Annotated in this window: 18 protein-coding genes; 12 read left to right on the forward strand and 6 right to left on the reverse strand. The window is 51.9% G+C overall.

Annotated features, from left to right (window positions below; all coding sequences use genetic code 11):
• Positions 1-73 precede the first annotated feature (73 nt).
• The 7 genes from ACDJ58_RS28630 (at position 74) to ACDJ58_RS28660 (ending at position 7,542) form a co-directional block, all read left to right on the forward strand.
• Positions 74-961 (forward strand): rhodanese-related sulfurtransferase, encoded by an 888-nt coding sequence (locus ACDJ58_RS28630; RefSeq protein WP_413374112.1) that lies wholly within the window; start codon positions 74-76, stop codon positions 959-961.
• 13 nt (positions 962-974) lie between these two features.
• On the forward strand, positions 975-1,622 hold the full coding sequence (locus ACDJ58_RS28635) for a helix-turn-helix transcriptional regulator (RefSeq protein WP_413374113.1): 648 nt from the start codon (positions 975-977) through the stop codon (positions 1,620-1,622).
• Between the two features lie 330 nt (positions 1,623-1,952).
• Positions 1,953-3,002 (forward strand): ABC transporter substrate-binding protein, encoded by a 1,050-nt coding sequence (locus tag ACDJ58_RS28640; RefSeq protein ID WP_413374114.1) that lies wholly within the window; start codon positions 1,953-1,955, stop codon positions 3,000-3,002.
• A gap of 150 nt (positions 3,003-3,152) precedes the next feature.
• Positions 3,153-4,013 carry an ABC transporter permease gene (locus ACDJ58_RS28645; RefSeq protein WP_064642035.1) on the forward strand — a complete coding sequence of 287 codons (861 nt, stop codon included), beginning with the start codon at positions 3,153-3,155 and terminating at the stop codon, positions 4,011-4,013.
• A 2-nt stretch (positions 4,014-4,015) separates the two neighbouring features.
• Positions 4,016-4,810 (forward strand): ABC transporter ATP-binding protein, encoded by a 795-nt coding sequence (locus ACDJ58_RS28650; RefSeq protein ID WP_413374115.1) that lies wholly within the window; start codon positions 4,016-4,018, stop codon positions 4,808-4,810.
• Positions 4,811-4,950: 140 nt separating this feature from the next.
• Entirely contained in the window at positions 4,951-6,129 is a 1,179-nt protein-coding gene (locus ACDJ58_RS28655) for a winged helix-turn-helix domain-containing protein (RefSeq protein WP_413374116.1), read from the forward strand.
• A gap of 72 nt (positions 6,130-6,201) precedes the next feature.
• Positions 6,202-7,542, forward strand: coding sequence for an MFS transporter (locus tag ACDJ58_RS28660; protein ID WP_413374117.1), 1,341 nt, complete (start codon positions 6,202-6,204; stop codon positions 7,540-7,542).
• A 92-nt stretch (positions 7,543-7,634) separates the two neighbouring features.
• Here ACDJ58_RS28660 and ACDJ58_RS28665 read toward each other — a convergent pair whose 3' ends face one another.
• Positions 7,635-8,216, reverse strand: coding sequence for a hypothetical protein (locus tag ACDJ58_RS28665; RefSeq protein ID WP_413374118.1), 582 nt, complete (start codon positions 8,214-8,216; stop codon positions 7,635-7,637).
• A 28-nt stretch (positions 8,217-8,244) separates the two neighbouring features.
• Complete coding sequence (locus tag ACDJ58_RS28670; RefSeq protein WP_413374119.1) at positions 8,245-8,778, reverse strand: hypothetical protein; 534 nt, start codon at positions 8,776-8,778, stop codon at positions 8,245-8,247.
• 229 nt (positions 8,779-9,007) lie between these two features.
• On the opposite strand from ACDJ58_RS28670, the gene ACDJ58_RS28675 reads away from it, so the two are divergent.
• The 5 genes from ACDJ58_RS28675 to ACDJ58_RS28695 all read left to right on the forward strand — a co-directional run bounded on the left by ACDJ58_RS28675 (position 9,008) and on the right by ACDJ58_RS28695 (position 17,135).
• Complete coding sequence (locus ACDJ58_RS28675; RefSeq protein WP_413374120.1) at positions 9,008-9,505, forward strand: DUF6385 domain-containing protein; 498 nt, start codon at positions 9,008-9,010, stop codon at positions 9,503-9,505.
• 45 nt (positions 9,506-9,550) lie between these two features.
• Positions 9,551-10,777: a DUF6385 domain-containing protein gene (locus ACDJ58_RS28680; RefSeq protein WP_413374121.1), complete on the forward strand. Its 1,227-nt coding sequence runs from the start codon at positions 9,551-9,553 to the stop codon at positions 10,775-10,777.
• A 78-nt stretch (positions 10,778-10,855) separates the two neighbouring features.
• The gene (locus ACDJ58_RS28685) at positions 10,856-13,213 is read left to right on the forward strand and encodes a glycosyltransferase (RefSeq protein ID WP_413374122.1); all 2,358 of its coding nucleotides are present in this window, start codon (positions 10,856-10,858) and stop codon (positions 13,211-13,213) included.
• Positions 13,170-15,074: a glycosyltransferase gene (locus tag ACDJ58_RS28690; protein ID WP_413374123.1), complete on the forward strand. Its 1,905-nt coding sequence runs from the start codon at positions 13,170-13,172 to the stop codon at positions 15,072-15,074. The genes ACDJ58_RS28685 and ACDJ58_RS28690 overlap by 44 nt, the downstream gene beginning before the upstream one ends.
• 42 nt (positions 15,075-15,116) lie before the next feature.
• A complete protein-coding gene (locus tag ACDJ58_RS28695; protein WP_413374124.1) occupies positions 15,117-17,135 on the forward strand; it encodes a glycosyltransferase in 2,019 nt (672 codons plus the stop codon).
• Positions 17,136-17,219: 84 nt separating this feature from the next.
• On the opposite strand, the gene ACDJ58_RS28700 is transcribed toward ACDJ58_RS28695, so the two are convergent.
• Genes ACDJ58_RS28700 through ACDJ58_RS28715 form a run of 4 tightly spaced genes read right to left on the reverse strand, consistent with a single transcriptional unit; the run spans position 17,220 to position 21,529 of the window.
• Positions 17,220-17,891 carry a methyltransferase domain-containing protein gene (locus ACDJ58_RS28700; RefSeq protein WP_413374125.1) on the reverse strand — a complete coding sequence of 224 codons (672 nt, stop codon included), beginning with the start codon at positions 17,889-17,891 and terminating at the stop codon, positions 17,220-17,222.
• Positions 17,888-19,321: a glycosyltransferase gene (locus ACDJ58_RS28705; RefSeq protein WP_413374126.1), complete on the reverse strand. Its 1,434-nt coding sequence runs from the start codon at positions 19,319-19,321 to the stop codon at positions 17,888-17,890. Before ACDJ58_RS28705 ends, ACDJ58_RS28700 begins: the two co-directional genes overlap by 4 nt.
• Position 19,322: 1 nt before the next feature.
• A complete protein-coding gene (locus ACDJ58_RS28710; RefSeq protein WP_413374127.1) occupies positions 19,323-20,234 on the reverse strand; it encodes a glycosyltransferase in 912 nt (303 codons plus the stop codon).
• A complete protein-coding gene (locus ACDJ58_RS28715) occupies positions 20,231-21,529 on the reverse strand; it encodes a tetratricopeptide repeat protein (protein ID WP_413374128.1) in 1,299 nt (432 codons plus the stop codon). Before ACDJ58_RS28715 ends, ACDJ58_RS28710 begins: the two co-directional genes overlap by 4 nt.
• Positions 21,530-21,762: the final 233 nt, after the last annotated feature.

The following is a 21,762-nucleotide window of genomic DNA, read 5'->3' on the forward strand; positions in this document are numbered from 1 at the left end:
GCAAGGTTGCAACGTTGTAGTCTTGTCGGATGATCCGGCCAATAACAACATGGAATAGGAACAGGTGATACACATGTGTAACAGCGCGTACCGCGTGCTTTTATATTATAAGTTCGTGAAGATTGAAGACCCTGAAACGTTTACGCAAGAGCATCTGCAATACTGTAAGGACCTGGGTGTAAAAGGCCGTATTCTGATTGCCTCGGAAGGCATTAACGGTACCGTATCCGGTACACCAGAGCAAACCGAGCAATACATGAAGGATATGCACGCCAACCCGCTGTTCAGCGATATGGTATTCAAGATTGATGATGTCGAAGAGCATGCGTTCAAAAAAATATTTGTTCGTCACAAAGCTGAGCTGGTTACGTTCCGCGTGGACGAAGACTTGGACCCGAACGAAGTTAGTGGTAAACGGTTGTCCCCGAAAGAATTTTACGAGCATCTTCAACAGGAGGATGTCATTGTAATTGATGGCCGCAATGACTACGAGTACGAGATTGGTCATTTTCGAGGTGCGATTCGTCCGGACGTTGAATCGTTCCGCGAGTTTCCGGAATGGATTCGGGAGAATCTGGGTGACATGAAGGACAAAAAAATCATTACCTACTGTACTGGTGGCATCCGTTGTGAGAAGCTGACCGGGTTCATGATTAATGAAGGATTCCAGGACGTGGCGCAACTTGATGGCGGAATCGTAACCTATGGTAAGGACGATGAGGTACAAGGTCGTCTGTTTGATGGTAAATGTTATGTATTTGACGAGCGTATTTCCGTACCGATTAACCGGACGGATGAAGATATCGTGATTGCTAGCTGTTATCACTGTGGAACGACGCATGACCGTTATATTAACTGTCCAACCTGCAACCTGCAGCATGTAAGCTGTGAGGATTGCGAAGAGACGCATAACCGCTTTTGCTCGGATGCCTGCCGGGAGGCAGCACCGGTAACCGCATAAGCAGGGAGAGCAGGTGCTGATCGTGAAGCGCGAAGAGGAACGAACGACGCGTGAACGGATTTTGTTCATGCTGAAGCAGCAAGGCACAATGACCGCAAGGGAAATGACAGCTGAGCTTGGTCTGACCGGCATGGCGATTCGCCGTCACCTCACAGCACTGGAGCAGGATGGATGGATTGAAGTTCGGGAAGCCAGAGCTACAGCTGGACGTCCATCTGCCGTGTACCATCTGACGGTACGCGGGGATAGCTTTTTCCCAAAATCATATTCATCACTGACCCTGGAGCTGCTGGAGGAACTGTCGGATTCAGCGGGCAGCGGTGTCGTGGATGCATTGTTCGAGAGCCGCCGGGACAAGCTGCTTCGCAGCGGACAGCCACAGATGCAAGGTCAGGATCTGGCCGGACGTGTCGAGGAACTCGCGCGCATTCAGAATGCAAACGGATATATGGCCGATGCCTCCAAGGAAGAGGATGGCACCTATGTGCTTACCGAGCTGAACTGCCCCATTGTGCAGGTAGCGAGTGTCTATAAACAGGCTTGTCGCTGTGAACTGGAGCTGTTCCGTTCATTGCTGCAGGCCGATGTGGAGCGCACTGAATGTTATGCGGACGGCGGCAAGAAATGCACATACCAGATTCGCGAAGCGGCTGGGAACTAATAGGTTTGAGAGAAGAAGGGATTGTTTCGATTCGTCGAAGCAGTCTCTTTTTTTGTTTTATGTAATGTTTTCTCTCACGTATCTGTACTGAAACCAAATTGGAAGCGGTTCAACCATTGACGGGAAACAGGTCGCACCTTAATATTAGGGAAACAATAAAATACCAACACGAGTCATGGACTTCAGTCGCATGAGAAAAGTCTATATTTGTCTGCTTTTGTCGGTCAAAGCAACAATGCGTTGAAGCGTTCGTTTTGTCCCGCCCTATCGTGTCACTTGGATAACGATAAGGGTATCAATATTTTAGAAGATGGAGAGGGGTTCTCACACATGAAAAAGAAATTGTTAATGTCTCTGATGATGGTTGCATCAATGATCGTAGCGGCAGGTTGCGGAAATAACAGCGGTGGTAGCACAACGACCGAGGGATCAGGCAGCACAACAGGTGAAGGCACGGCAGAAAAATCGTATCGTATCGCGATCTCACAAATCGTTGAGCATCCATCGTTGGATGCCACACGTGAAGGATTTATTGCAGCGCTGAAGGATGCTGGTCTTGAAGAGAACAAGAATCTGACGATTGACTACAATAACGCGCAGGGCGATTCAACGAACAACCTGTCCATTGCCCAGAAGATTGCCGGGGATTCCAAGAATGATCTGGTCCTAGGGATTGCAACACCATCCGCACTGGCGCTGGCTCAACAAGTAAAGGACAAGCCACTGCTGTTCGCGGCAGTGACGGATCCACTGGGTGCCAAACTGGTGAGTGACATGGACAAGCCAGGTGGTAACGTAACGGGTGCATCGGATACGAACCCGGAGGCGATTGTGCAATTGGCTGATTTTATCGCCAAAAATTTACCGGATGTGAAGACGGTAGGTCTGGTTATTAACGAGGGCGAACCGAATGCGGTTGTGATGGCTAACAATGCGGAAAAAGCGCTGGCAACACATAATATCAAGCTGGTCAAAGCGCCAGTTACGAACACATCCGAAGTAAAACAGGCGACCGATTCTTTGGTTGGCAAAGTGGATGCCTTCTATATCACGCTGGATAACTCGGTGGTTAGCGCAGTGGATACAATCATCCAGACAGCGAACAAAAATAAAATTCCGTTCTTCTCCAGTGACCGGGATACCGTGGAAAAAGGGGCTTTCGCAACTGTAGGTTTCAAATATTACGATCACGGATACCAAGTTGGTGAAATGGCTGCGGACATTTTGAAAAATGGGTCGAAACCGGGCGACATGAAAGTGACCGTGCCGGACAAGCTGGATCTGATTCTGAACCTGAAAGCTGCTGAAGCTCAAGGCATCACTGTTACCGATGAGATGAAGGCAGAAGTGAAGGACCAGGATACCAACATTATTCAATAATCTGACCGGACGATTCTCCGGCAGTACGGATGCGAGGCGAACGTGCAACGGGTTCGCCTCATTCTTTTCGATAGACAGGGAGGAAGCAATGTGAATTTGACTTGGGGTTCAATTGAAGGGGCAATCGAGCTTGGATTGTTGTATGCACTGATGGCACTGGGTGTATATATTACATTCCGCATACTGGACTTCCCCGATCTCACCGTAGACGGAAGTTTTACAACTGGAGGCGCAATCGCGGCGGTCATGATATCCAACGACTTCTCTCCTTGGCTCGCTTGCTTGGCAGCAATGGCTGGAGGAATGGTGGCTGGCGCCTGTACAGGTCTGCTGCACACCAAAGGCAAAATTAACGGGCTGTTATCTGGTATTCTGATGATGATTGCCCTGTATTCGATTAATATGCGTATTCTCGGTGCACCGAATAAATCCATTATGGGCATGGATAACCCCTTCTCGGGTGAGCATGTCATGATCATCATTATCGTGGTTGTGCTGGTATTCAAAATCATGCTGGATCTGTTCATGAAAACAGATATCGGACTGGCACTACGCGCCACAGGTGACAACAAACGCATGATTCGCAGCTTCGGTGCGAATACGGATGTGACCACCATTGTTGGTGTCAGTCTGTCCAACGGACTTGTTGCGCTGTCTGGAGCCTTTATTGCACAGCAATCCGGTTTTGCAGACATTACGATGGGAATTGGGATGATCGTCATCGGATTGGCCTCCGTTATTATCGGGGAGGCGATTCTGGGTGCAAGAACCGTATTCTGGGCCACACTTGCGGCCGTGGTCGGTTCAATTATTTACCGGATTGTGGTCGCGATCGCACTCCAGGTCGAATGGTTTGACACATCTGATCTGAAGCTGATCACCGCGGTGATCGTTATTATCGCACTTGTTTTCCCAACCATGCAGCGCTCCATGAAGCAGAAAAGTCTGGCTCGCAAACGAACCGAAGAGCTTATGGGCTCATCGAGCCAACAGGCGAAGGGAGGCATGTGATTATGCTTGAGATTACACAAGTGACCAAACTGTTTAATCCGGGAACTACGGACGAGAAGACTGCGCTGGTTGGTGTAAATCTGACCATGAATCCGGGAGATTTTGTGACGGTGATTGGCAGTAACGGTGCAGGGAAATCAACGTTGATGAACATTATCTCAGGCGTCATGAAGCCCGACATGGGCGATGTGCTGATCAATGGACGTTCCATCAAAAGCCTGCCTGAGCATAAACGCAGCAGTTGGATTGGCCGTGTGTTTCAGGACCCGATGGCTGGTACAGCACCGCATATGTCCATTGAGGAAAACATGGCGATGGCGTACAAACGCGGCAAGGGCCGTGGACTGGGCTTTGGAGTTACCCGTGCAAGACGGGAGATTTTCAACGCCCAGTTGGAGAAGCTCGGCATTGGGCTCGACAAACGCCCCAATGCCAAAGTGGGCCTTCTGTCCGGTGGTGAACGCCAGGCGCTCAGCTTGCTGATGGCAACATTCACCCAGCCGCAAATTTTGCTGCTGGACGAGCATACGGCTGCACTTGATCCTTCTCGTGCGGAGCTGATCACAGAGCTGACAGAGACGCTTGTACGTGAGATGAGACTTACAACGTTGATGGTTACACATAATATGGAGCAGGCCATACGTTTGGGCAATCGTCTAATTATGATGGACAAAGGCCGAATTATTTTGGACGTTAGTGAAGAGCGTAAGCGTACGCTGACCGTACCTGAGTTATTGGGTGAGTTTGAACGTATCAGTGGTAAAAAAATGGCCGATGATCGCGTGGTGCTGGGTTAAATCCAGGGAGCACCTTTCGATCACCGAAGAGAGCCAGTACATCTCATTACAAAAACCTTTTGCGTTCTCGCAAAGGGTTTTTGTGGTATGTTGAACAGAATAAGGACCACAATTAGTAAGCATACATAGGAGGGCCGAGCATGTCGTTACAATTCGATGAAGGAACATACAGCGTAACCCGGCGTACCGATTCCATTCGCCTGCTGGCGAAGGAATTTGCGCTGCTGCATTTTTTGTATGAAAACAAGGAAAAAGTCTTTACTCGCAGCCAATTGCTGGACCGGGTATGGCCCCTGGAATATCCCGTTGAACGCACCGTGGACGACCATGTGTATCGACTGCGCAAGAAACTGAAACGTTGGGAAGAAATTGCACTGGAGACCGTGCGTGGTTATGGTTACCGACTTATCATTCGATCGAATATGGCGATATTGCCTTCTAACCCTTCCGCCCAAGATCAGGAGATGCGAGAAGCCATTCATGGATTGTTCCGCAAATATCATCTGTATGGGCAGGGAAAATCGATGCTCACGCTGCTGGATCAGCAAGAAGCGCTGGGCATTGAGATTGATCCATTTTATCAGCTGTACATCCACTTTATTCAGGGAGATCTGGAATGGCTGATTACAACGACGGAAATTCCCTTCGAGGAACGTTTGTACTGGCTGCTAATTTTTACACATACCCTGATTGAACCATCGGAGAGTTTGCCCTTGTACGAAAAGGCTCTGAATTCATCCGCTTTGTCTGCCGAACAGCTTCGTGAACTTCGTATTCTGAACATTGTTGAAGTCTACGCAGAGGTGGGCCAGTATGAACGAGCCAAGGCTCGACTCATTGAAACGTATCATGTGATGGAGAAAGATGAACTGGTCCATTTCAGACTTCCGGTAAAGCTCTCAGAGTTGTATGTGGAACTGTGGGGTGGCGGCGGCGAAGCGGTAGAGGATCAGATGGCTGCTCTGCGTTCCGGGTTGAAAGATGCGCCATACCTGCGGGAAATCGGACGCTTTCAAGTTATGGAAGGCTTATGGCTGCTCAGACAGGGGCGAATCCGAGAGGCAGAGCCGAGAATGGACGATGGTCTGGACGTATTGAAAATGACACTGAACGCACCGCTATATCTCAATTCGGCCTACCAGATATTGTTGTTCATGGCACAACACCGCATAGAGGGGCGTCTTCGCACTAAATACCGTCAAGTCTATGCGGATATCTCCAAAAGTTACGGCGTGCCTGTGTATGGACAGCAAATTGTGGATGAAATCCGTACGTTTTTATTTCCGTTTTCCCGATCCTCTGATCTTCCTCTGATATAACACCCTTATGATTACAGCCAAGGAACATACAAGCCAGCAACAAGGCTGTAATCAGGGGAGGAAGTATAACGTATGACCGTCATTTCAAATGAACCCAATCCATCATCTATTTCATCCAATGGCTCATCCAAAAGCCTATGGACCAACTTCCGCTTCATGCGGATGTTTATTGCGTATTCGCTCGCGACCTTTGGAGATTGGTTTGACGCACTCGCCATCCAGGTCATGGTCGCTTATCGTTGGGGTGCTGATCCGCTGATCATTGCCCTTATTCCGGTATGTATGGCTGTTCCGGGTATCGTACTCGGATCGGTGGCAGGTGCATTGGCTGATCGTTTGCATAAGGTGAAAATTATGATGATATGTGATGTGATCACCGTTGTATTAACGATTGCAATTCTGTTCGCGCCAAGTGCGGCGTGGCTGCTGCCACTTCTTGCTTTACGAGCGATGATGGGGGTATTCCATGTTCCTGCGCAGCAGGCACTCACGCGCCAAGTGGTAGCAGAGGAGCATCTGTTTCAGGCATCATCACTGAACGGTTTTGTGAACCAATGCTCCAAAGTAGCGGGACCGCTGCTGGGTGCAGTCATTGTGGCCGTCTTTTCACCGCAAGTCTGTATTTTAATCAATGCTTGTACACGTTTGTTGTCCGGAGTCGTGTTGTGGCCTTTACGGCGTCTAACAGAGGATCCAGAACCTTCTGCATCGGATGGAGGTCCTTTGGAAACGGGGGAGACCGCGGAATCTCTATTCATTCAATGGCAGAAGGGTTGGCGTTTTATCCAGAGCAGCCGCATCCTTCTGAGTACGATTCTGTTTGGTTGCTTTGGATTAATGGCGATCCTCATGATCGATTACCAGTTTACGACGCTGTTTCGAGAGATCAAGCCTGGCAACGAAGCCCTGATCGGCTGGCTGGGATCATCGGCTGGGGCAGGTGCGGTTGTGATTATTCTACTGTTGAATCGGCTTCCGCGAATTGGGTATGGCTGGGGGCTGGGTGGAGGATATTTGCTGATTGGTGCCGGAATTGCTGCGCTTGGTTGGGTCAGTTCCCAAACGTCTGAGTTCTGGATCATCATCTGGGGCTTATGCATCGGAGTGGGCAATGGTCTGTTCATGGTGACGTTGAATTACTTGCTGCAAAAAGAAACTCCGCCTGCCTATGTAGGCCGTGTATTCGGTATCCAAAACTCGCTTTCCAGTGTCGTGCTGGTCGTCGCTCCACTTGCTGGCGGTGCATTGATTCGGAGCGTGGGGCCCAGTCCCACATTTCAATATATCGGCATAGCGACACTGGCCATTGGTTTGGCCGGCATGTTGCTGCAGCGAATTTTATGGGTGGCGAAACAACCGCATCCGGTAGAGTCGACTGGAGAACTTGGGCAGAAGACAGTCAGACAGCCATAAGTACCATCGTTACGATAAAAGAAGATGAACGATGAACAGCCGCTACGGTTACTTATCCGTAAGCGGCTATTTCCATCTAATAGGGCAGTACATCATGCTTCCCACCAAGAGAAATAGGAAGTGGAGGCCATTAGCCCTCCAACAGACAGTGATCCGCTCACGGACAGGTTAATGGACTGACCGGGAGGAACCACGTAACGCCCTAATTCATCGGATAGAAAAGGACCTACCTGCAAGGGCATGGCGATCAAAGTTGTGGCACCTGTGGGAGCTACGGCGGAGAAACGTAACGTTGCAATACTGGTGTTACTGCTTGATAAATTATTGTTTACCGGCGTTAGTGTGGTTGGTGATGTTATCGTTCCGTTTGCAGACAGATTCATGGTACCACTGAAGGAAGAAAGCAAGTTGAGCGCGACCGTGATTCCGCCTGAAAGCCGTGATATATATATAGTTTTACCGCTCCCGGCTGGGTTGGTCAGTTGGACAGTAGCAATAACACTGCCCCCCAGCAATCCCAGTGTTGTGGAGTTGGTTGAGCCTGCATTGTACAGATTGCCGGTACTGCCTGCATTATTCTCAGGTGGAGCCACAATGCCGGGAGAGGTAAACGTATTCGTAATGGAAGTATAAACGGGACGGTTTAGCGGGTTGAACACGTGATCATTCGGCATTGTGCACACTCCTTTTCTAAATGATATTTCAGAATTCCCACCAGGAAAGATTAATTGAGGCGGTTTGGGCACCTGTTCCCGCACTGATGGATAGTGTCTGTCCAGGAGGGACGATGATAGAACCGTTCAGGTTTAACATATACATGCCCGCCGTAAGGGGAATACTTAACAGGCTTGTTAATGTTCCCGTTAATGTGCCGGTATTTTGTCTTGTTGTCATCACACTCGTATTGGCATTGCCTAACAATGTATTGACTGGCGCAGGTGTGGTACCACCTGTAATGGTTCCACCGGAATAAACAATGAGTGTAGCAGCTGCCGTTGTGCCTCCGCTGATCCTAGAGACGTACAAGGTACGCCCACTGCCCACTGCATTAACTACCTGCAGCAACAGATTTAGTCCAGCCCCTACACTGACATTATTGGTAGTCAGTGCAAAAGAACTGCCTGCGGCTGCCGCCCCGCCCTCTGGAGTGGACTCAATGCCGGGGGCAGAGAATGTATTAGTCAGTTGAGTATATAAGGGACCGTTGGATTGATTGAATACATTGGAATTGGTCATATAATCCACCTCCAATCTGCCTGAATAAGATAACCAAAGCGAATTTTGGAATGGGCTGCTTCATGAAAGTTTGAAATAAAGACGTGAAGAGGTTGTACTTGCAGTGTATGTGGGGAACAAGGGAAGGGTTTGGGATGTACACAGTAAATTCAAATAACGGCGTATGCCGTGCCCGTATTTTATATGCAGGCATACGATGCGGAAGCACATTTTTTAAGGGGAAATCGATATGAGTCGAACAGCGAAGCGTAGCAAGAAGAAAACGAACCAAACAACTAAATATGTCAGCTGTCGCCAATCCCGTCGTTCCTGCCGCGCTAAATTGCTGAAACCTCCTTGTTCCCGGATTACTCGTCCCCGGTTCAAGCAGGGTAGTTCCTCACGTACGACACTCCCTGGTGCTACTCACTGTTTTACAGAGCATACGTATGTCGGAGCCGAGACAAACGGTAGTATGAATCCTCTTCCGGCTCAAGACACCTCATCGCTCAGCATGTACACATATGGCATTGTAAATCGGGGAGAACATCCGGCTCTTGTGCAGGTTCAGATAAGCCCTAATGCCAGGGACTATGCTGTGGACAGCCAGGAAGTGATTGCCGGAGGTCAGACCAAAGCGCTGGTGCCGCTACGATTTCTGCGTTATACCCGGCTGGTTATCCAATCGGTTGAACCGGATCAGCCAACCCGGCTCGATGTTTATTTTCAGGCGCAGCGTATGCCGTAAGAACGTGAAATACAACCGATTTGACCAGGGAGGAGGACGAGGCATATGCCTAACTTTACAACGTTTAACACGAATCCGGATAATCTTAGAACTTTGATTTTTGGTCATGATAGTACAGGTACGGCCCAGCCGGTTCACACCGATACAAGCGGGAACGTACTCGGAATTATTTTGGATGGTACGATTAGTAATATCTCAGGTCTCACTACCGTTACCATTAATGCCGGAACCATCACAAATATTCTGAACGGAACGATTACCAGCGTCCTCGGAGCAACGATCACGGCGGGTACAATTAATAGCGTGCTTGGCGCAACCATCACAGCCGGAACATTAACCAACTTGTTGAATGGTACGATCACCAGTGTTTTGGGAGCCACCATTACTGCCGGAACGATCACAAGTGTGCTCGGGGCAACCGTGACTGCGGGGACATTAACAAACCTGCTCAATGGTACCATCACCAGCGTGCTTGGAGCTACAATCACCGCAGGAACGTTGACCAACTTGTTGAATGGTACAATCACGAGTGTGCTCGGAGCGACGATTACAGCCGGAACGATCACCAGCGTGCTTGGAGCCACAGTGACCGCAGGGACGCTAACGAACTTGCTGAATGGTACAATCACGAGTGTGCTTGGAGCGACGATTACCGCAGGGACGCTGACCAATCTGTTGAACGGTACAATCACGAGTGTACTTGGTGCTACGATTACAGCCGGAACACTGACGAACTTGTTAAATGGTACAATCACCAGCGTATTGGGAGCTACAGTGACAGCGGGAACGTTAACGAATTTGCTGAACGGTACGATTACCAGTGTACTTGGCGCCACCATTACAGCCGGAACGTTGACCAATTTGTTGAATGGTACCATAACCAGCGTATTGGGAGCCACGATTACAGCGGGTACACTCAGCAGCGTGACGTCCATCTCGCAAAAGAGCTTTCAGGAATCACAGCTTCTTAGTACGCCGACGGCAAACACGTTTACACCGCTTCCGGCGGTCACAACGAGTGTATTCGGCACTTATTCTTTCTTCGTATATAACAGGGGGCCGGGGCTTAACCGGGTTGATGCCCGCGTTGAAATCAGTGCCAACGGTACCAACTGGTACGATGATGTGGACACGGTGACCGGGATTTTGCCAGGCTCGGTGGATGTTCTGGTGCCGCAGCGTTTTCTCAAATATACACGTCTTTCCTACCGCTCCAGTCTGCTGGGAGCACCCAGCACGATTGATGTGTTCTTCAATGGACAAGGCACATAACCCGGTTTGTCGTCATATAGGTACATGGAGTCCCTTTGGTGGGCTTCATGTACTTTTTTTGCATTGGAGGTGGCTGCATTGCAGAACAGGTTACTCGGAATTCATATGATTGTGCAAAATGAAGAACATCATCTGGCCCGCTGTCTCGACAGCTTCAAGTCGATTGGCAGCGAATGCTTCATTACAGATACCGGGTCAACAGATCGTACACCGGAGATCGCCAGACATTATGGAGCAACGGTGCTTCACATCCGTTGGGAAGATGATTTTGCATATGCCAGAAATATAAGTTTGCCTCTCGCGAGCACGGAATGGATTCTGTGTCTGGACGCGGATGAGCATGTCATACAGGGATTGGAAGAGCTTTTGGATTATCTACCGAAGGTCCATAAGAGCGTTTCGAGACTGCGGATTACGATAGAGAACCAAATTGGCGAGGGAGCGGGAGAGAGTGTGATCTTCCAACCTGTGCGTCTTTTTCGCGCCCATCAAGGATATCGGTATGCTGGGCGTATCCATGAGCAGTTGGTTCGTGGCGGTACAAGGGATGGTGGAGAACAAGAAGGCGACGATCAGGACATGAACGACTCCTTTGCCTATGAAAAAGGTTGGATTGCTGAGCATGAACCCTTGGCTCCACTGCGTTTGGTTCATGATGGTTATTTGCCGTCCACGATTGCTAAAGGAGATAAACCATTGCGTAATCTAAAGCTTTTGCAGCGGGAACTAGCTGATCGTCCGGGGCAGCCTTTTCACCTCTATAATGTGGGGGTGACATACTGCCAGCTAGGATATATCGAACAGGCAGCAGAAGCCTTTACTGAATCCTTTCTTCATACACCGCTGCACGCTCCGTATCGCTCCACCCTGGTTCGGGACTATGCCAAGGTTCTTCTGGCAATGGGGCGCTATGACGAGGCTCATGGGTTATTGGCGGGAGAAAGACAGCGTTATGCGGGGTATGCCGACCTGCATCTGATATATGGAGAGATTTTGGAGCAACAGGGTCTTGAGGAGAGAGCCTACAAGTCCTATGCAAGAGCAACAGATTGCCGGGAGGGCTTCAATGGAGCTGATCTCAAGGACAATAACAAGGCAGAGATTCGAGGCATACATCAGCAGGCAATCGAGCAAACAGATAAACCGGGAAGCGATGAATTATGTGAAGGCAAGTCCTCTGATGATGTTCACAGAGAGCCAGCCCAAATGGAAAGACATTACGTAACGGACATGGGTTGCGATAGCTACAAAGCCTATACAACCATGGGAAGGCTTGCACAGAAAAGAGGCTTTCTGCAGGAGTCTGCTCATCTGTACAGCCTGGCTCTGAGCAGCGAGATTACGTATGCTCCTGCATGGACAGGGTTAGCCGATGTATTGCAGCAATCCGGAGAGACGGACGAGAGCATAGCAGAGACATTACTCGCACGCAGGAAAGAGCATTCAAAGAAAGAGGATTCATATCCGGGCGCAGTCATATACGACGACGGACTGGTGCATGTGGTTCATGCACTTGCTTCCAGTGGAGCGTATGGGCAGGCATTGAATTTGCTACATGGAGATCCCCGAAATACACGTATAAAACATGAAGATTATCTGTATTGGATGTTATGTGCCAACAGGGTATCAGATGCGTTGCATTACGTACGGAATCATTGGAGTGAGGAACTAAGTGATGTCAGGAACCTCCAGCCTGAACAGCGAGTGGACTTGGCATTGACCTATTGGGCAAATGAATTATCAGTATCCGAATCATTTGTGGCCGCAGCAGAACCTCAGGAGAGGAAAGGCTGGAGACTGCTGAATGGCCTGCTGGATGCGGGAGAACAGGTGCATGTTGAGGATGACAGAGATGGGAAAACAGTTCACCAGACGCTTCAGGCTGCAACGGAGCTGAGTAAGAACATATTGATTCGGGCAGTGCAGACGGGGCAACTGGCGTTTGCCAATAAGCTGTACGAGAAGATGGCTGCAATTAACCCTGAACACGACGGAAATGGTGTTTATAGCCGATGGCTGGCTGCTGTTCTTTACCGCCAGGGATACACCATGGCGGCCGCAGATCTGCTGATTCAATGCATGTCGCAAGGCGATCTGGATGCGGAAAGCCACTTCTACCTTGGGGAAGCCGTGTATGCCAAAGGGCATTATGATCAGGCATTGATTCTTTTCCAGCAGGCATTGGAGCTGAATCCAGAACAGCGGCAGGCAAGGGCTGGAGCTGCTGTCTGTTATATGAAGTTGGCGCTAGGGGTTATCAGACACGAACTAACTCGTTCTCCCGCTGACAAGGTACTCATGGCACAACAAACTGTGCTGGAACAACAGCTTCGCACCGCCGAAGGTATTCCTTGGCGTACGGTGTTCCATGCAAGGGAGAGGAGGAACCAGCTTGCCGACCAAGCACATTTCATTATGCATGATCGTGAAGGATGAAGAAGAACTGTTGCCTCATTGTCTCGAAAGTGTCCGCGGGGCGGTGGACGAGATCATTGTTGTGGATACCGGTTCGTCGGACCGAAGTGCTGCCATTGCCAGGGAATATGGGGCGGAGGTTGTGCCGTTTGTGTGGAGCGACGATTTTGCCGCGGCACGAAATGCTGGGCTGGAGCAGGCTTCGGGCGAATGGATTCTTTTTCTCGATGCGGACGAGGCGCTGGATGAGACTGCACGGGAGCAGATCAGAAGCTGGACGGCAGCCAGCGGATGTGACGGATTGTTTTTAAATATCCATAACTATACGGGTTCGGGTCAGCAGGGGGTCACGGTAAATCCGGTATTGCGCCTCTTCAGGAATGAGCCGGAGCATCGATTCGAAGGTCGGATTCATGAGCAGATTGCGGTGGCAATCTGTCGAAAGAATCCTCAGGCTGCTTTTCACGTGACAGACATGATCATTCACCATTACGGGTATCAGACGGCCATTGTGGAGCGCAAGGATAAGGTGAACCGGAATTTGCGTTTGCTTCAACAGGCGGTGGAGGAAGAGCCGGAGCAGCCGTTCCATCATTATAACCTGGGTGTCGAGTATCTGCGGATGGGGGAAGCGGAACAGGCGCTGAAGACGTTTGGCGTAGCTAAAGCGGGAATTGACCCTACTTTGACAAGTTATGCACATCTGTTGTTTAAATATGAGATTCGTTGTTTCCAGCATTTGAGTCGCTGGCAGGAAGCATTGGATCACACCCATGCTGCTCTTGAACTCTTCCCAGAATACACGGACCTGCTGCATCATCGCGGGGTATGTGAGGAGGCGTTGGGCGAGACAGAAAAGGCAGAGCTATCGCTGCGTGAAGCAGTCCATATGGGACCGCCACCACCCATATTTCATACAGAAGAAGGAATCGGAACCTATCAGACCTGGTATACCTTGGGTAGGCTGCTGGAGGGGCGGGCGGATCTTGAAGGCGCAGTGGATGCTTATGTGGAAGCAGTTCGTGCCAAATCCAGCCTGCTGCCGCCGTTGTACAGGATCTTTCGAATTATGCGGGTTTCCGGTCAAGAGCAACATCTGGTGGAGCTGATTAAGGAGCGATTTGCAATCACTTCAGAAGAGGCGATCCAGAAAGTGTTGGGTATTCTGGAGCAGTGTCGTTGCTATGATACGGCTGTGCAGTTGTTACCAGACATATCTTCACATCCTTCCGGGGAGATGAGGGAGAGGTTATCCATGGCTGAGGCTTTGCTCCAGATTCAACAGGGGAAATGGAACAAGGCTCGTCTTAAGCTGGATACGGTACGGCGAAAAAAAGGAGAGCTTTCTGTACCAGCTACCCATTGGATAGAGCGACTAAACTGGATTGAAGGAAGACCAATAGATGGGGAAGATCAACTGACTGCGTGGTTGTATCGTCATTCGCAACCGAGTAGGGAGTCGGAGCCATATCAACAGACAGAACGAATTGCGAGTTTACAAGTCGTTGCCCAAAATGACGACTCTAACGTGGCTGCTGGAACAGCGTATAATGGCTGGCAGGCAATTGGATTAATGATGGAGGGATGTGTGCAATCCGGGAAATGGGATGTGCTGCATGCGCTGGTTCAGCTCGGTCAGGGGCAGTTGGCAGAAGGGGTGTATCCATTGGTGGAAGGCGCCCGGCAGGAAGCGGGAGAACCCTTTCCCGGAGCCTCCGATTCACGTGTGGGAACCAGCTGGCTGGTGAAAGGGTTTGTCAGTGCTGCCGATCATCACCTGAAGGTATTTGCTCAAGGGGCAGAAGGACAGCGACACCGTTGTTGGCCTGTGGTTCAGCAGATTAGACTGGATTTACCGGGGCCGGATGGTTTTGAGTTTTGAGGGAATGAAAGAGAACAGAACCCCGTATAGGAAGGGCGGAGGATGAATATGCAGACGGGAATCAGCCTGTGCATGATCGTGAAGGATGAGGCCCGGTCGCTTCAGCGGTGTCTAGATGCCATTCAGGATGTTGTGGATGAGATCATCATCGTGGATACGGGATCAACGGACGATACGATCCATATTGCCCATCGTTATGGTGCGGTTGTCATCAGTGCAGCATGGACCGGAGATTTTAGTGCTGCCCGCAACCTGTCCCTTGCTGCTGCCACTCATCCTTGGATTCTGGTACTGGATGCGGATGAAGTCTGGATGCAGACCGAGCATAATTTGGCGGAGATGAAGCGGCTGCTGACCTCAAGTAAGGACGACGTATGGGGATACTGGATACAGGTCACGAGTTTGCTCGGAATGTCTGGAGAAGAGCGTGTGACGGATGCGGTGTGTCGTTTATTTCGGAATGATCCCCGAATTGCTTTTCAAGGCATGATTCATGAAGAAGTGGCATCTTCGATTCTATCCTTCGCTCCGTGGGGGGTGGTCGATTCCGGGCTTGAAATTATTCATTATGGCTATCTGGAGCACGTTATTGTTGGCAAAAATAAACCCGAGCGCAATATGCGGCTGATTCGCTCCGCTCTCCATAAGTCGCCGGATCAACCGGAACTGTTATATGCCATGGCTGCCGAGTGGTTTCAGCAAGCGAGATACGATGAAGCGCTCAAGTTGTTACAGCCTTTGCTGGCAAAGCTTACGCCGGAATGCGGATATCATTCGGATCTGGTACTCAAAACGGCTTATGCCTGGCGGGAACGTAGCCGCCCAGAGAGAGCACTCGCTATCGTTGAGGAATGGAGACCGGTGTATGCTGACTTCCCTGATCTGCTGGAGCTTGGTGCTGTGTTGGAGCTCGATCAGGGACGGGATGCTGCGGCGCTCGACTGGCTGAAGCAGGCCAAAGCGGCAGCATCCACAGCCAGTCGATATACGTCCGTTTCCGGTGCGGGAACGTATCGCAGCCTGACTCTGGAAGGCATAGCCCATGAACGGCTGGGCTGCTGGCAGGAGGCAGCTAAGGCTTATACATCTGCGCTCGCCGTACAGCCCGGCAGCTTGCCAGCATGGCAGCGGCTGTTGCTGCTGGCCGCAGCTACCGGGCGGCCGAACGCCATCGCAAGCGCAGCCCAGCGGATAAGCCTGCCGCCTGCGGCCTCGCAGGCGCTGATCCCGGCCGCGCTGGATGCGCATCGGCCGGAATGGCTGCTGCGCCACGCGGCATCGCTGTCCGCCGCGCTGCGGGCGCAGCCCCTCGCCGCCGGGCTGGCGCTGGCCCAGCTCGGCGAGCACGCCGCTGCCCGGGCGGCTTTACAGCCCTGGGCGACGCATGCGCAGCACGGGCCGGAGGCATCGCTGGCGCTGTGGGCGCTCGGCCACAAGCAGCCCGGCGAGCACCGCACCCGGGCTGCGGTGGGCTCAGCGCGAGGTGCCGCCGCGTCGCCGTCAGCGCGGCGTAAAGTCCGCCAGCAGGCGGCCGCGCCCGACGCAGCAGCCCGCGCAGCCGATGCGCTGCTGCGGGGCGCCCCGGCCAGCTGCGCCCCGCCAGCGCCGCAGGCCGTGCACGCCGCGGCGCTGGCGCTCGCACGCGTAGGCGCCTGGGCCGCATGGCTGCGCCTGTTGCATGCCCTGCCGACCGGCCAGGCGCCGGCGCTGCTCGCGGCGCTTCCGCCTGCGGCCCGCTGCGGGCTGCTGCGCGCGCCCGCGAGCGTGCGTGAAGGGCTGCTTGCACTGTTCGGCACGCCGCATGGCGCGCAGCAGCCCTTCACGCACGAAGTGCCCGCCATGGTACTGGCGGGCACGCTCGCTTTGCTCGCCGGGCGGCAGCGCACTGCGCGTGATTGGGCCGAATGGGCCCAAGTCACTGCACGGCAACCTGCCGCCTCCGGCAGCCCGGCGACGACAATCCCGCCGGGCCTGCACACCCTGCTGCGCCTGACATCACCCGGCGCAGCATCCACCGAAGCATACGCTAACCAGTGCAGAATGCTGCTGGTTCATCTCTAACGGCTTCGGTATCCAAAAGATTTAAGGATATAGAGTTAATCTTAATCTATGCCCTTCATCCGTGATCCCGTTTATCCCTCCCAATTACTCTTTACGAATAACAGCACGAAAACAACGGATTGCCGGGCCATACATGTCAGACCAGATGGCATCCTCCGGTTCTTTCACGCTTAGCTTACCTTCGATCGTCAGTCCAGTGACAGCCATAATGGTCTCCAGCAGATCAGGGCGCATCTCGGGCACATCAAACGTGGCTATCAACCGTCCGTCCGGCTTCAGCACCCTGGCGAATTCGCGAAAGGCCCGCAGCATCGTGCCTGTATCCAGATGCTCCAACACAGAGATGCAGAATACGCTGTCAAACATCTCGGATGCATACGGAAGCTGAGCCAGATTGGCCTGCGCAAGATTCAGTCGGTCCAGGCTCGATTCTGGCAGGTCACGTGCTGCCTGCTCACCAAAATCAGAAGCGATATCCAGTCGGATCGCTTCTCTGGACAAAATGCGCTCATCCCAATCACAGGCATGAACTTCCCGGCAGTACTCTGCCAGCCAAAATTTGAATGGATGGGATATACCACAGGCAGCGTCGAGTACGACGTCTTCCTGCCGTGCAAACTGGCGTGCCCATTCGTACTCGTACGGACGGCTCCACCACGCAGGATGCAGTGGAAAAACCAATGTATCCGTTTTGGGGTCACCCTCCCGAATGTATCTTGATTCCATGAAATCCGTTGCATTTGGTGTATCCATCATCCCCGAATTCCCTCCTTTAATCCTGCTTCTGCCAAAAAAGATTCCAATACCGTACTCCACCTGCGCCGCCAGTGGGATATATCGTAGGACAGCGCCGTCTCGCGGGCATAGATTCCCAGCCGCTCCCGCTCGGCCCTATCCTGAACGAGGCGTACCAGCGCAGCGGTCAGCGCTTCTTCCCCTGGAGGTACCAGCAGCCCGTTGAAGCCATCCTGAATCAGATCATTCAGACCGCCAACATTGGAAGCAACAACCGGAAGCCCGCAGCTCATCGCTTCCAGACAAGCGTAGGACGTTCCTTCCGAGAAGACGGTCGGGATCACGGCGATATCTGCCTGATGGTAGGCCTCGCGGATATCCCGAAAATCATACGTGCGCTGTTTGATTCGATCCGCATGGGGGTGCGTGCGATGCCAATATCGGAAGGAACGACCCACCGTGCTGCCTTCAACCAGCTCTCCGGCAAATTCGACCTCAAGACCAGGAAAGGCACCGAGCAGTCGGTCAGCTGCCAGCATCATCGGAATAATGCCCCGTTCCATGCTGATACGGCGCGGATATAAAATGCGCAGTGGACGCGAAGGATTGACATGGATTGCAGCCGTATTATCCTCATGCTTCTCCTTCAAATGATCACCCGTCAGCTCATTTGCTTGCCGACCAGCGTGGCCCTGTCGGATATTCCCCGAGTCCAGTTCTTCAGCGATTACTGTCACCTCGGATCTGTCCGCCCGCACCATGCCGTTTCCATCGTTTCTTTCCCCGACGGATGATGCAACATTCAACCCCGAGATGGCAGCTGCAGCATGATCTTCATGGCTTGCAAGATCTTTCTTCCATGCAGCCAGCCATTCTTCTTCCTGTTCATGCTCGAACGTACGCCTTGGTGGAGCAGGTGTGAAGTAGGAGGTATCCACTGCATTAGGAATAAGCACAACCTGACCGGGATCAGCAAACGTACAAGCAGCACGGCAAAAGGTCTGAAAATGCGAATCGACCGACACGATGCGTACAAGTCCATCCAGTGCCAGCTGAATATGCTCAGCGACTTGCTGCTTGGTTTCCAGCGGCAGCGCGGGACGATCCCAGTTAATCCCGTGGCAGATGCCGAGACTGCCCGGCTTGTAGGCAATGGGCTGCCACAGGCAGCTTGCATAGATGACAGGCCCTCGCGCTGCGGCAGCCATTCGGGCAAAAGCTTCGGGCACATCATTCATATCGTAGGCATAGCCATATACATCAATCTGTTCCGTCCGGGTCTGAAATGCTTCGAAATAGGATAGCTGATGAACCTCGGGAATATGCCCTAATCCGCGGATCACGCTGCACAAGTCAAGGATATAACGCTCCAAACCTCCGCCGAACACCCGGCTGAATTCCCGGTTATATCCATCGGTGAAGCTGTGTGTCAAAATGCTGACCACGCCCATCTCACTGCTCCTCCTTCCACGGAATCAGTCGGGGCTCCGGATCAAGAATCGATTCATAGTGTTCCAGGCTGCCCCACTCGCCGTGTGGATCAATTCGTTTATAACGCAAATATTTCCGAACCCGATCCTCCAGACTTCCTGCCCAGCCAAGATGCTGGACTTTCAATTCTGTGCTGATTCCGGGCAATACAGTGCAGGGCAAGGGAAGGCGAGGCACATGATGATTTTGCTGCGGATAAAAGTAGGGATAACCCGGCATATAACGGACCAGGGAAGCGGTATGACGTCGGTGAAGTCCCCAAAGGTCATCCTCCCGATAGTGGGTTCGTCCGCCCCACATATCGTAGAAACGGAAAGCAATCCAGTCCGCATGATCCTGGTTAATCAGAGCGCGTATCGCTTTCTTCGCTTCCGTGCTGTATAGCTCATCGGCATCAATCGAGAGCAGCCAATCCGGCGAGGTACCTGCTGCTGCCTGCCATAGCGCATTGCGTAATCTCCATTCCTCCGCAAATAACGGCTTTTCCAGCACTTCCAGACGAACGACCTTTGGATAGGCTCTGCATATATCGGGTGTTCCATCTGTGCTGGCATCGTCCACAATGACAATCTCATCTACGAATTCACTTAGATCGTCGAGTACTTCCTCCAGATATCGCCCGCGCTCGTTACGTACCTGAAGCATGGCGGTCAGTTTGTTGTCCTGACTTTTACGAACACGACGAACGGAAAACGGTTCTCTGAATAGGCCTGTATCTTGGTGTTTTGCAGTATCCTGATCCCCTTGGCCCTCTGGGTCAACGCGCAGTGATTCCAGCGTTTCAGTTGGAGTATGAGTTGTTTCGGATCGTATATCCCTATGCACAATGGGTACATTCACATGTTGTCTGCGCTTCTTCGGGTCCAGCATCATGGCACCTCCCCCAGCAATTGCTGGACGGCTTGATCCAACAGCTCCATCTCGACGATTCGCGCAAGAGCATCTTCATCCTCCAGTGCCGTCTCCAGAAATTGTCTCACCGCCCCGTGACGTTCTCCGCGCAGAGCCAGGGCTAGACCCGACAGTTGCTGATAATCCTGTCGGCTAGGGCTATCTTGGATATCCACTGCGTGCACCAAATTTAATGCATCTTCCACACGTCCAGTCTCCTGATAGATACGAAATTTCCAATGCCGTGCCGTTTCGCCTCCGAGTTCATCCAAAATGTGCAATGCGTGTCTATAATCATCATTCAGACGCAGCAGTTCTGCCCGGACAAGCTGTTCCTCGCCGGCCTCCAGCCAGCGACAGAGTTGTTCATAATGGTGGCGTTCCTGCTCGTTACCTGCGCTGATTCCATAAACCTGCAACGCGTTCTCGATTTCCCCGGTCCTCGCATGAATCGCAGAGAGGAATCGATAGTGGGAGCTCACACAATCATTGCGCCCGTTTAATACCGCGTGGGAGAAGGCTTCCTTGAGTGAAGCGGCCGCTCTGGAATCCTCTAGCACATATTCATAGGCTGCCAGCAAAAATGAAATCGTCTCATGCGCTCCTGCTTTGGACCGAAGCTGACGATAGAAGTCGGCCCGCACACTGCATTGCAGCTGGGTGACCGTATCCTGAACACCCGAGAGGGTCTGTCGCAGCGCATGCAGGAATAGCAGTTCATAGTCCCGGAGAGGGACCTCGAGGTCATCCTTTTGCATGACACCAGCAGGGGAGGTATCCTCTCCATTCAGCCAGATGGCGCGTACACCCTGGAATACCAGCTTCATATAGCGTGTTTCTGAAGTGGTGCCCACCAGATCGGCGATACCGACCAGTCTTGAAATACAGCTCTCCCATAAGGGGGACTCGGCTTCTTCACCAACCGGCTCAGGAAGAAGTACAATACAGAGCTCCGGATCGAGCGAGGCTGTGGCGGTCAGCCAGTAGGGATGAGCAACCACTGCAACCGTACGTGGCTCCTGTAATAGTTGTTCAGCTTCGGGAAGCGTGATGACGGTGATATTCGCAGGTATTTCCTCGGAGCGCTCCAGGCTGCTGACATAATAGACAGGCCCTTCTGCGACCATCAGAGCAGCGATGTCTGGATAGGGAAAAGCAGACCATCCTCCCTTCCGGGGGAAAAGAATATAACGAAAGGAAGGAAGGGTCGTACTTGACTCTTCTGCATCTACCCCTTGATGAGGCTCCGGGTCCGAGATCGGAGACAGCTCTTCCATCGATGAATCACCTCACTTGATTTTCATTTTTGTCCGTTCATGGATTGAAGCAGCACCATCTGATGAATATCGGATTGGCGCTGCTATGAATGATATCAATGAATCCAATGATTCAATATGTAATGCCTTTTTTGCCCAGCGTATTTTATGCCTGACACTAACATATGGGCGTTCCGTCCCAAACATGAGCATCTTCCGTGAATAGACGAAGCTGGCAAGCCCAAAGATTAGGT

Source organism: Paenibacillus taichungensis (genome assembly GCF_047302525.1).
Lineage (GTDB): Bacteria > Bacillota > Bacilli > Paenibacillales > Paenibacillaceae > Paenibacillus > Paenibacillus taichungensis_B.

Coding starts and splice junctions, on each gene's coding strand:
- ACDJ58_RS28630 (WP_413374112.1), top strand. CDS start 74: ATGTGTAACAGCGCGTACCGCGTGCTTTTATATTATAAGTTCGTGAAG.
- ACDJ58_RS28640 (WP_413374114.1), top strand. CDS start 1,953: ATGAAAAAGAAATTGTTAATGTCTCTGATGATGGTTGCATCAATGATC.
- ACDJ58_RS28645 (WP_064642035.1), top strand. CDS start 3,153: ATGGCACTGGGTGTATATATTACATTCCGCATACTGGACTTCCCCGAT.
- ACDJ58_RS28650 (WP_413374115.1), top strand. CDS start 4,016: ATGCTTGAGATTACACAAGTGACCAAACTGTTTAATCCGGGAACTACG.
- ACDJ58_RS28655 (WP_413374116.1), top strand. CDS start 4,951: ATGTCGTTACAATTCGATGAAGGAACATACAGCGTAACCCGGCGTACC.
- ACDJ58_RS28660 (WP_413374117.1), top strand. CDS start 6,202: ATGACCGTCATTTCAAATGAACCCAATCCATCATCTATTTCATCCAAT.
- ACDJ58_RS28665 (WP_413374118.1), bottom strand. CDS start 8,216: ATGCCGAATGATCACGTGTTCAACCCGCTAAACCGTCCCGTTTATACT.
- ACDJ58_RS28670 (WP_413374119.1), bottom strand. CDS start 8,778: ATGACCAATTCCAATGTATTCAATCAATCCAACGGTCCCTTATATACT.
- ACDJ58_RS28675 (WP_413374120.1), top strand. CDS start 9,008: ATGAGTCGAACAGCGAAGCGTAGCAAGAAGAAAACGAACCAAACAACT.
- ACDJ58_RS28680 (WP_413374121.1), top strand. CDS start 9,551: ATGCCTAACTTTACAACGTTTAACACGAATCCGGATAATCTTAGAACT.
- ACDJ58_RS28695 (WP_413374124.1), top strand. CDS start 15,117: ATGAATATGCAGACGGGAATCAGCCTGTGCATGATCGTGAAGGATGAG.
- ACDJ58_RS28700 (WP_413374125.1), bottom strand. CDS start 17,891: ATGATGGATACACCAAATGCAACGGATTTCATGGAATCAAGATACATT.
- ACDJ58_RS28705 (WP_413374126.1), bottom strand. CDS start 19,321: ATGGGCGTGGTCAGCATTTTGACACACAGCTTCACCGATGGATATAAC.
- ACDJ58_RS28710 (WP_413374127.1), bottom strand. CDS start 20,234: ATGATGCTGGACCCGAAGAAGCGCAGACAACATGTGAATGTACCCATT.
- ACDJ58_RS28715 (WP_413374128.1), bottom strand. CDS start 21,529: ATGGAAGAGCTGTCTCCGATCTCGGACCCGGAGCCTCATCAAGGGGTA.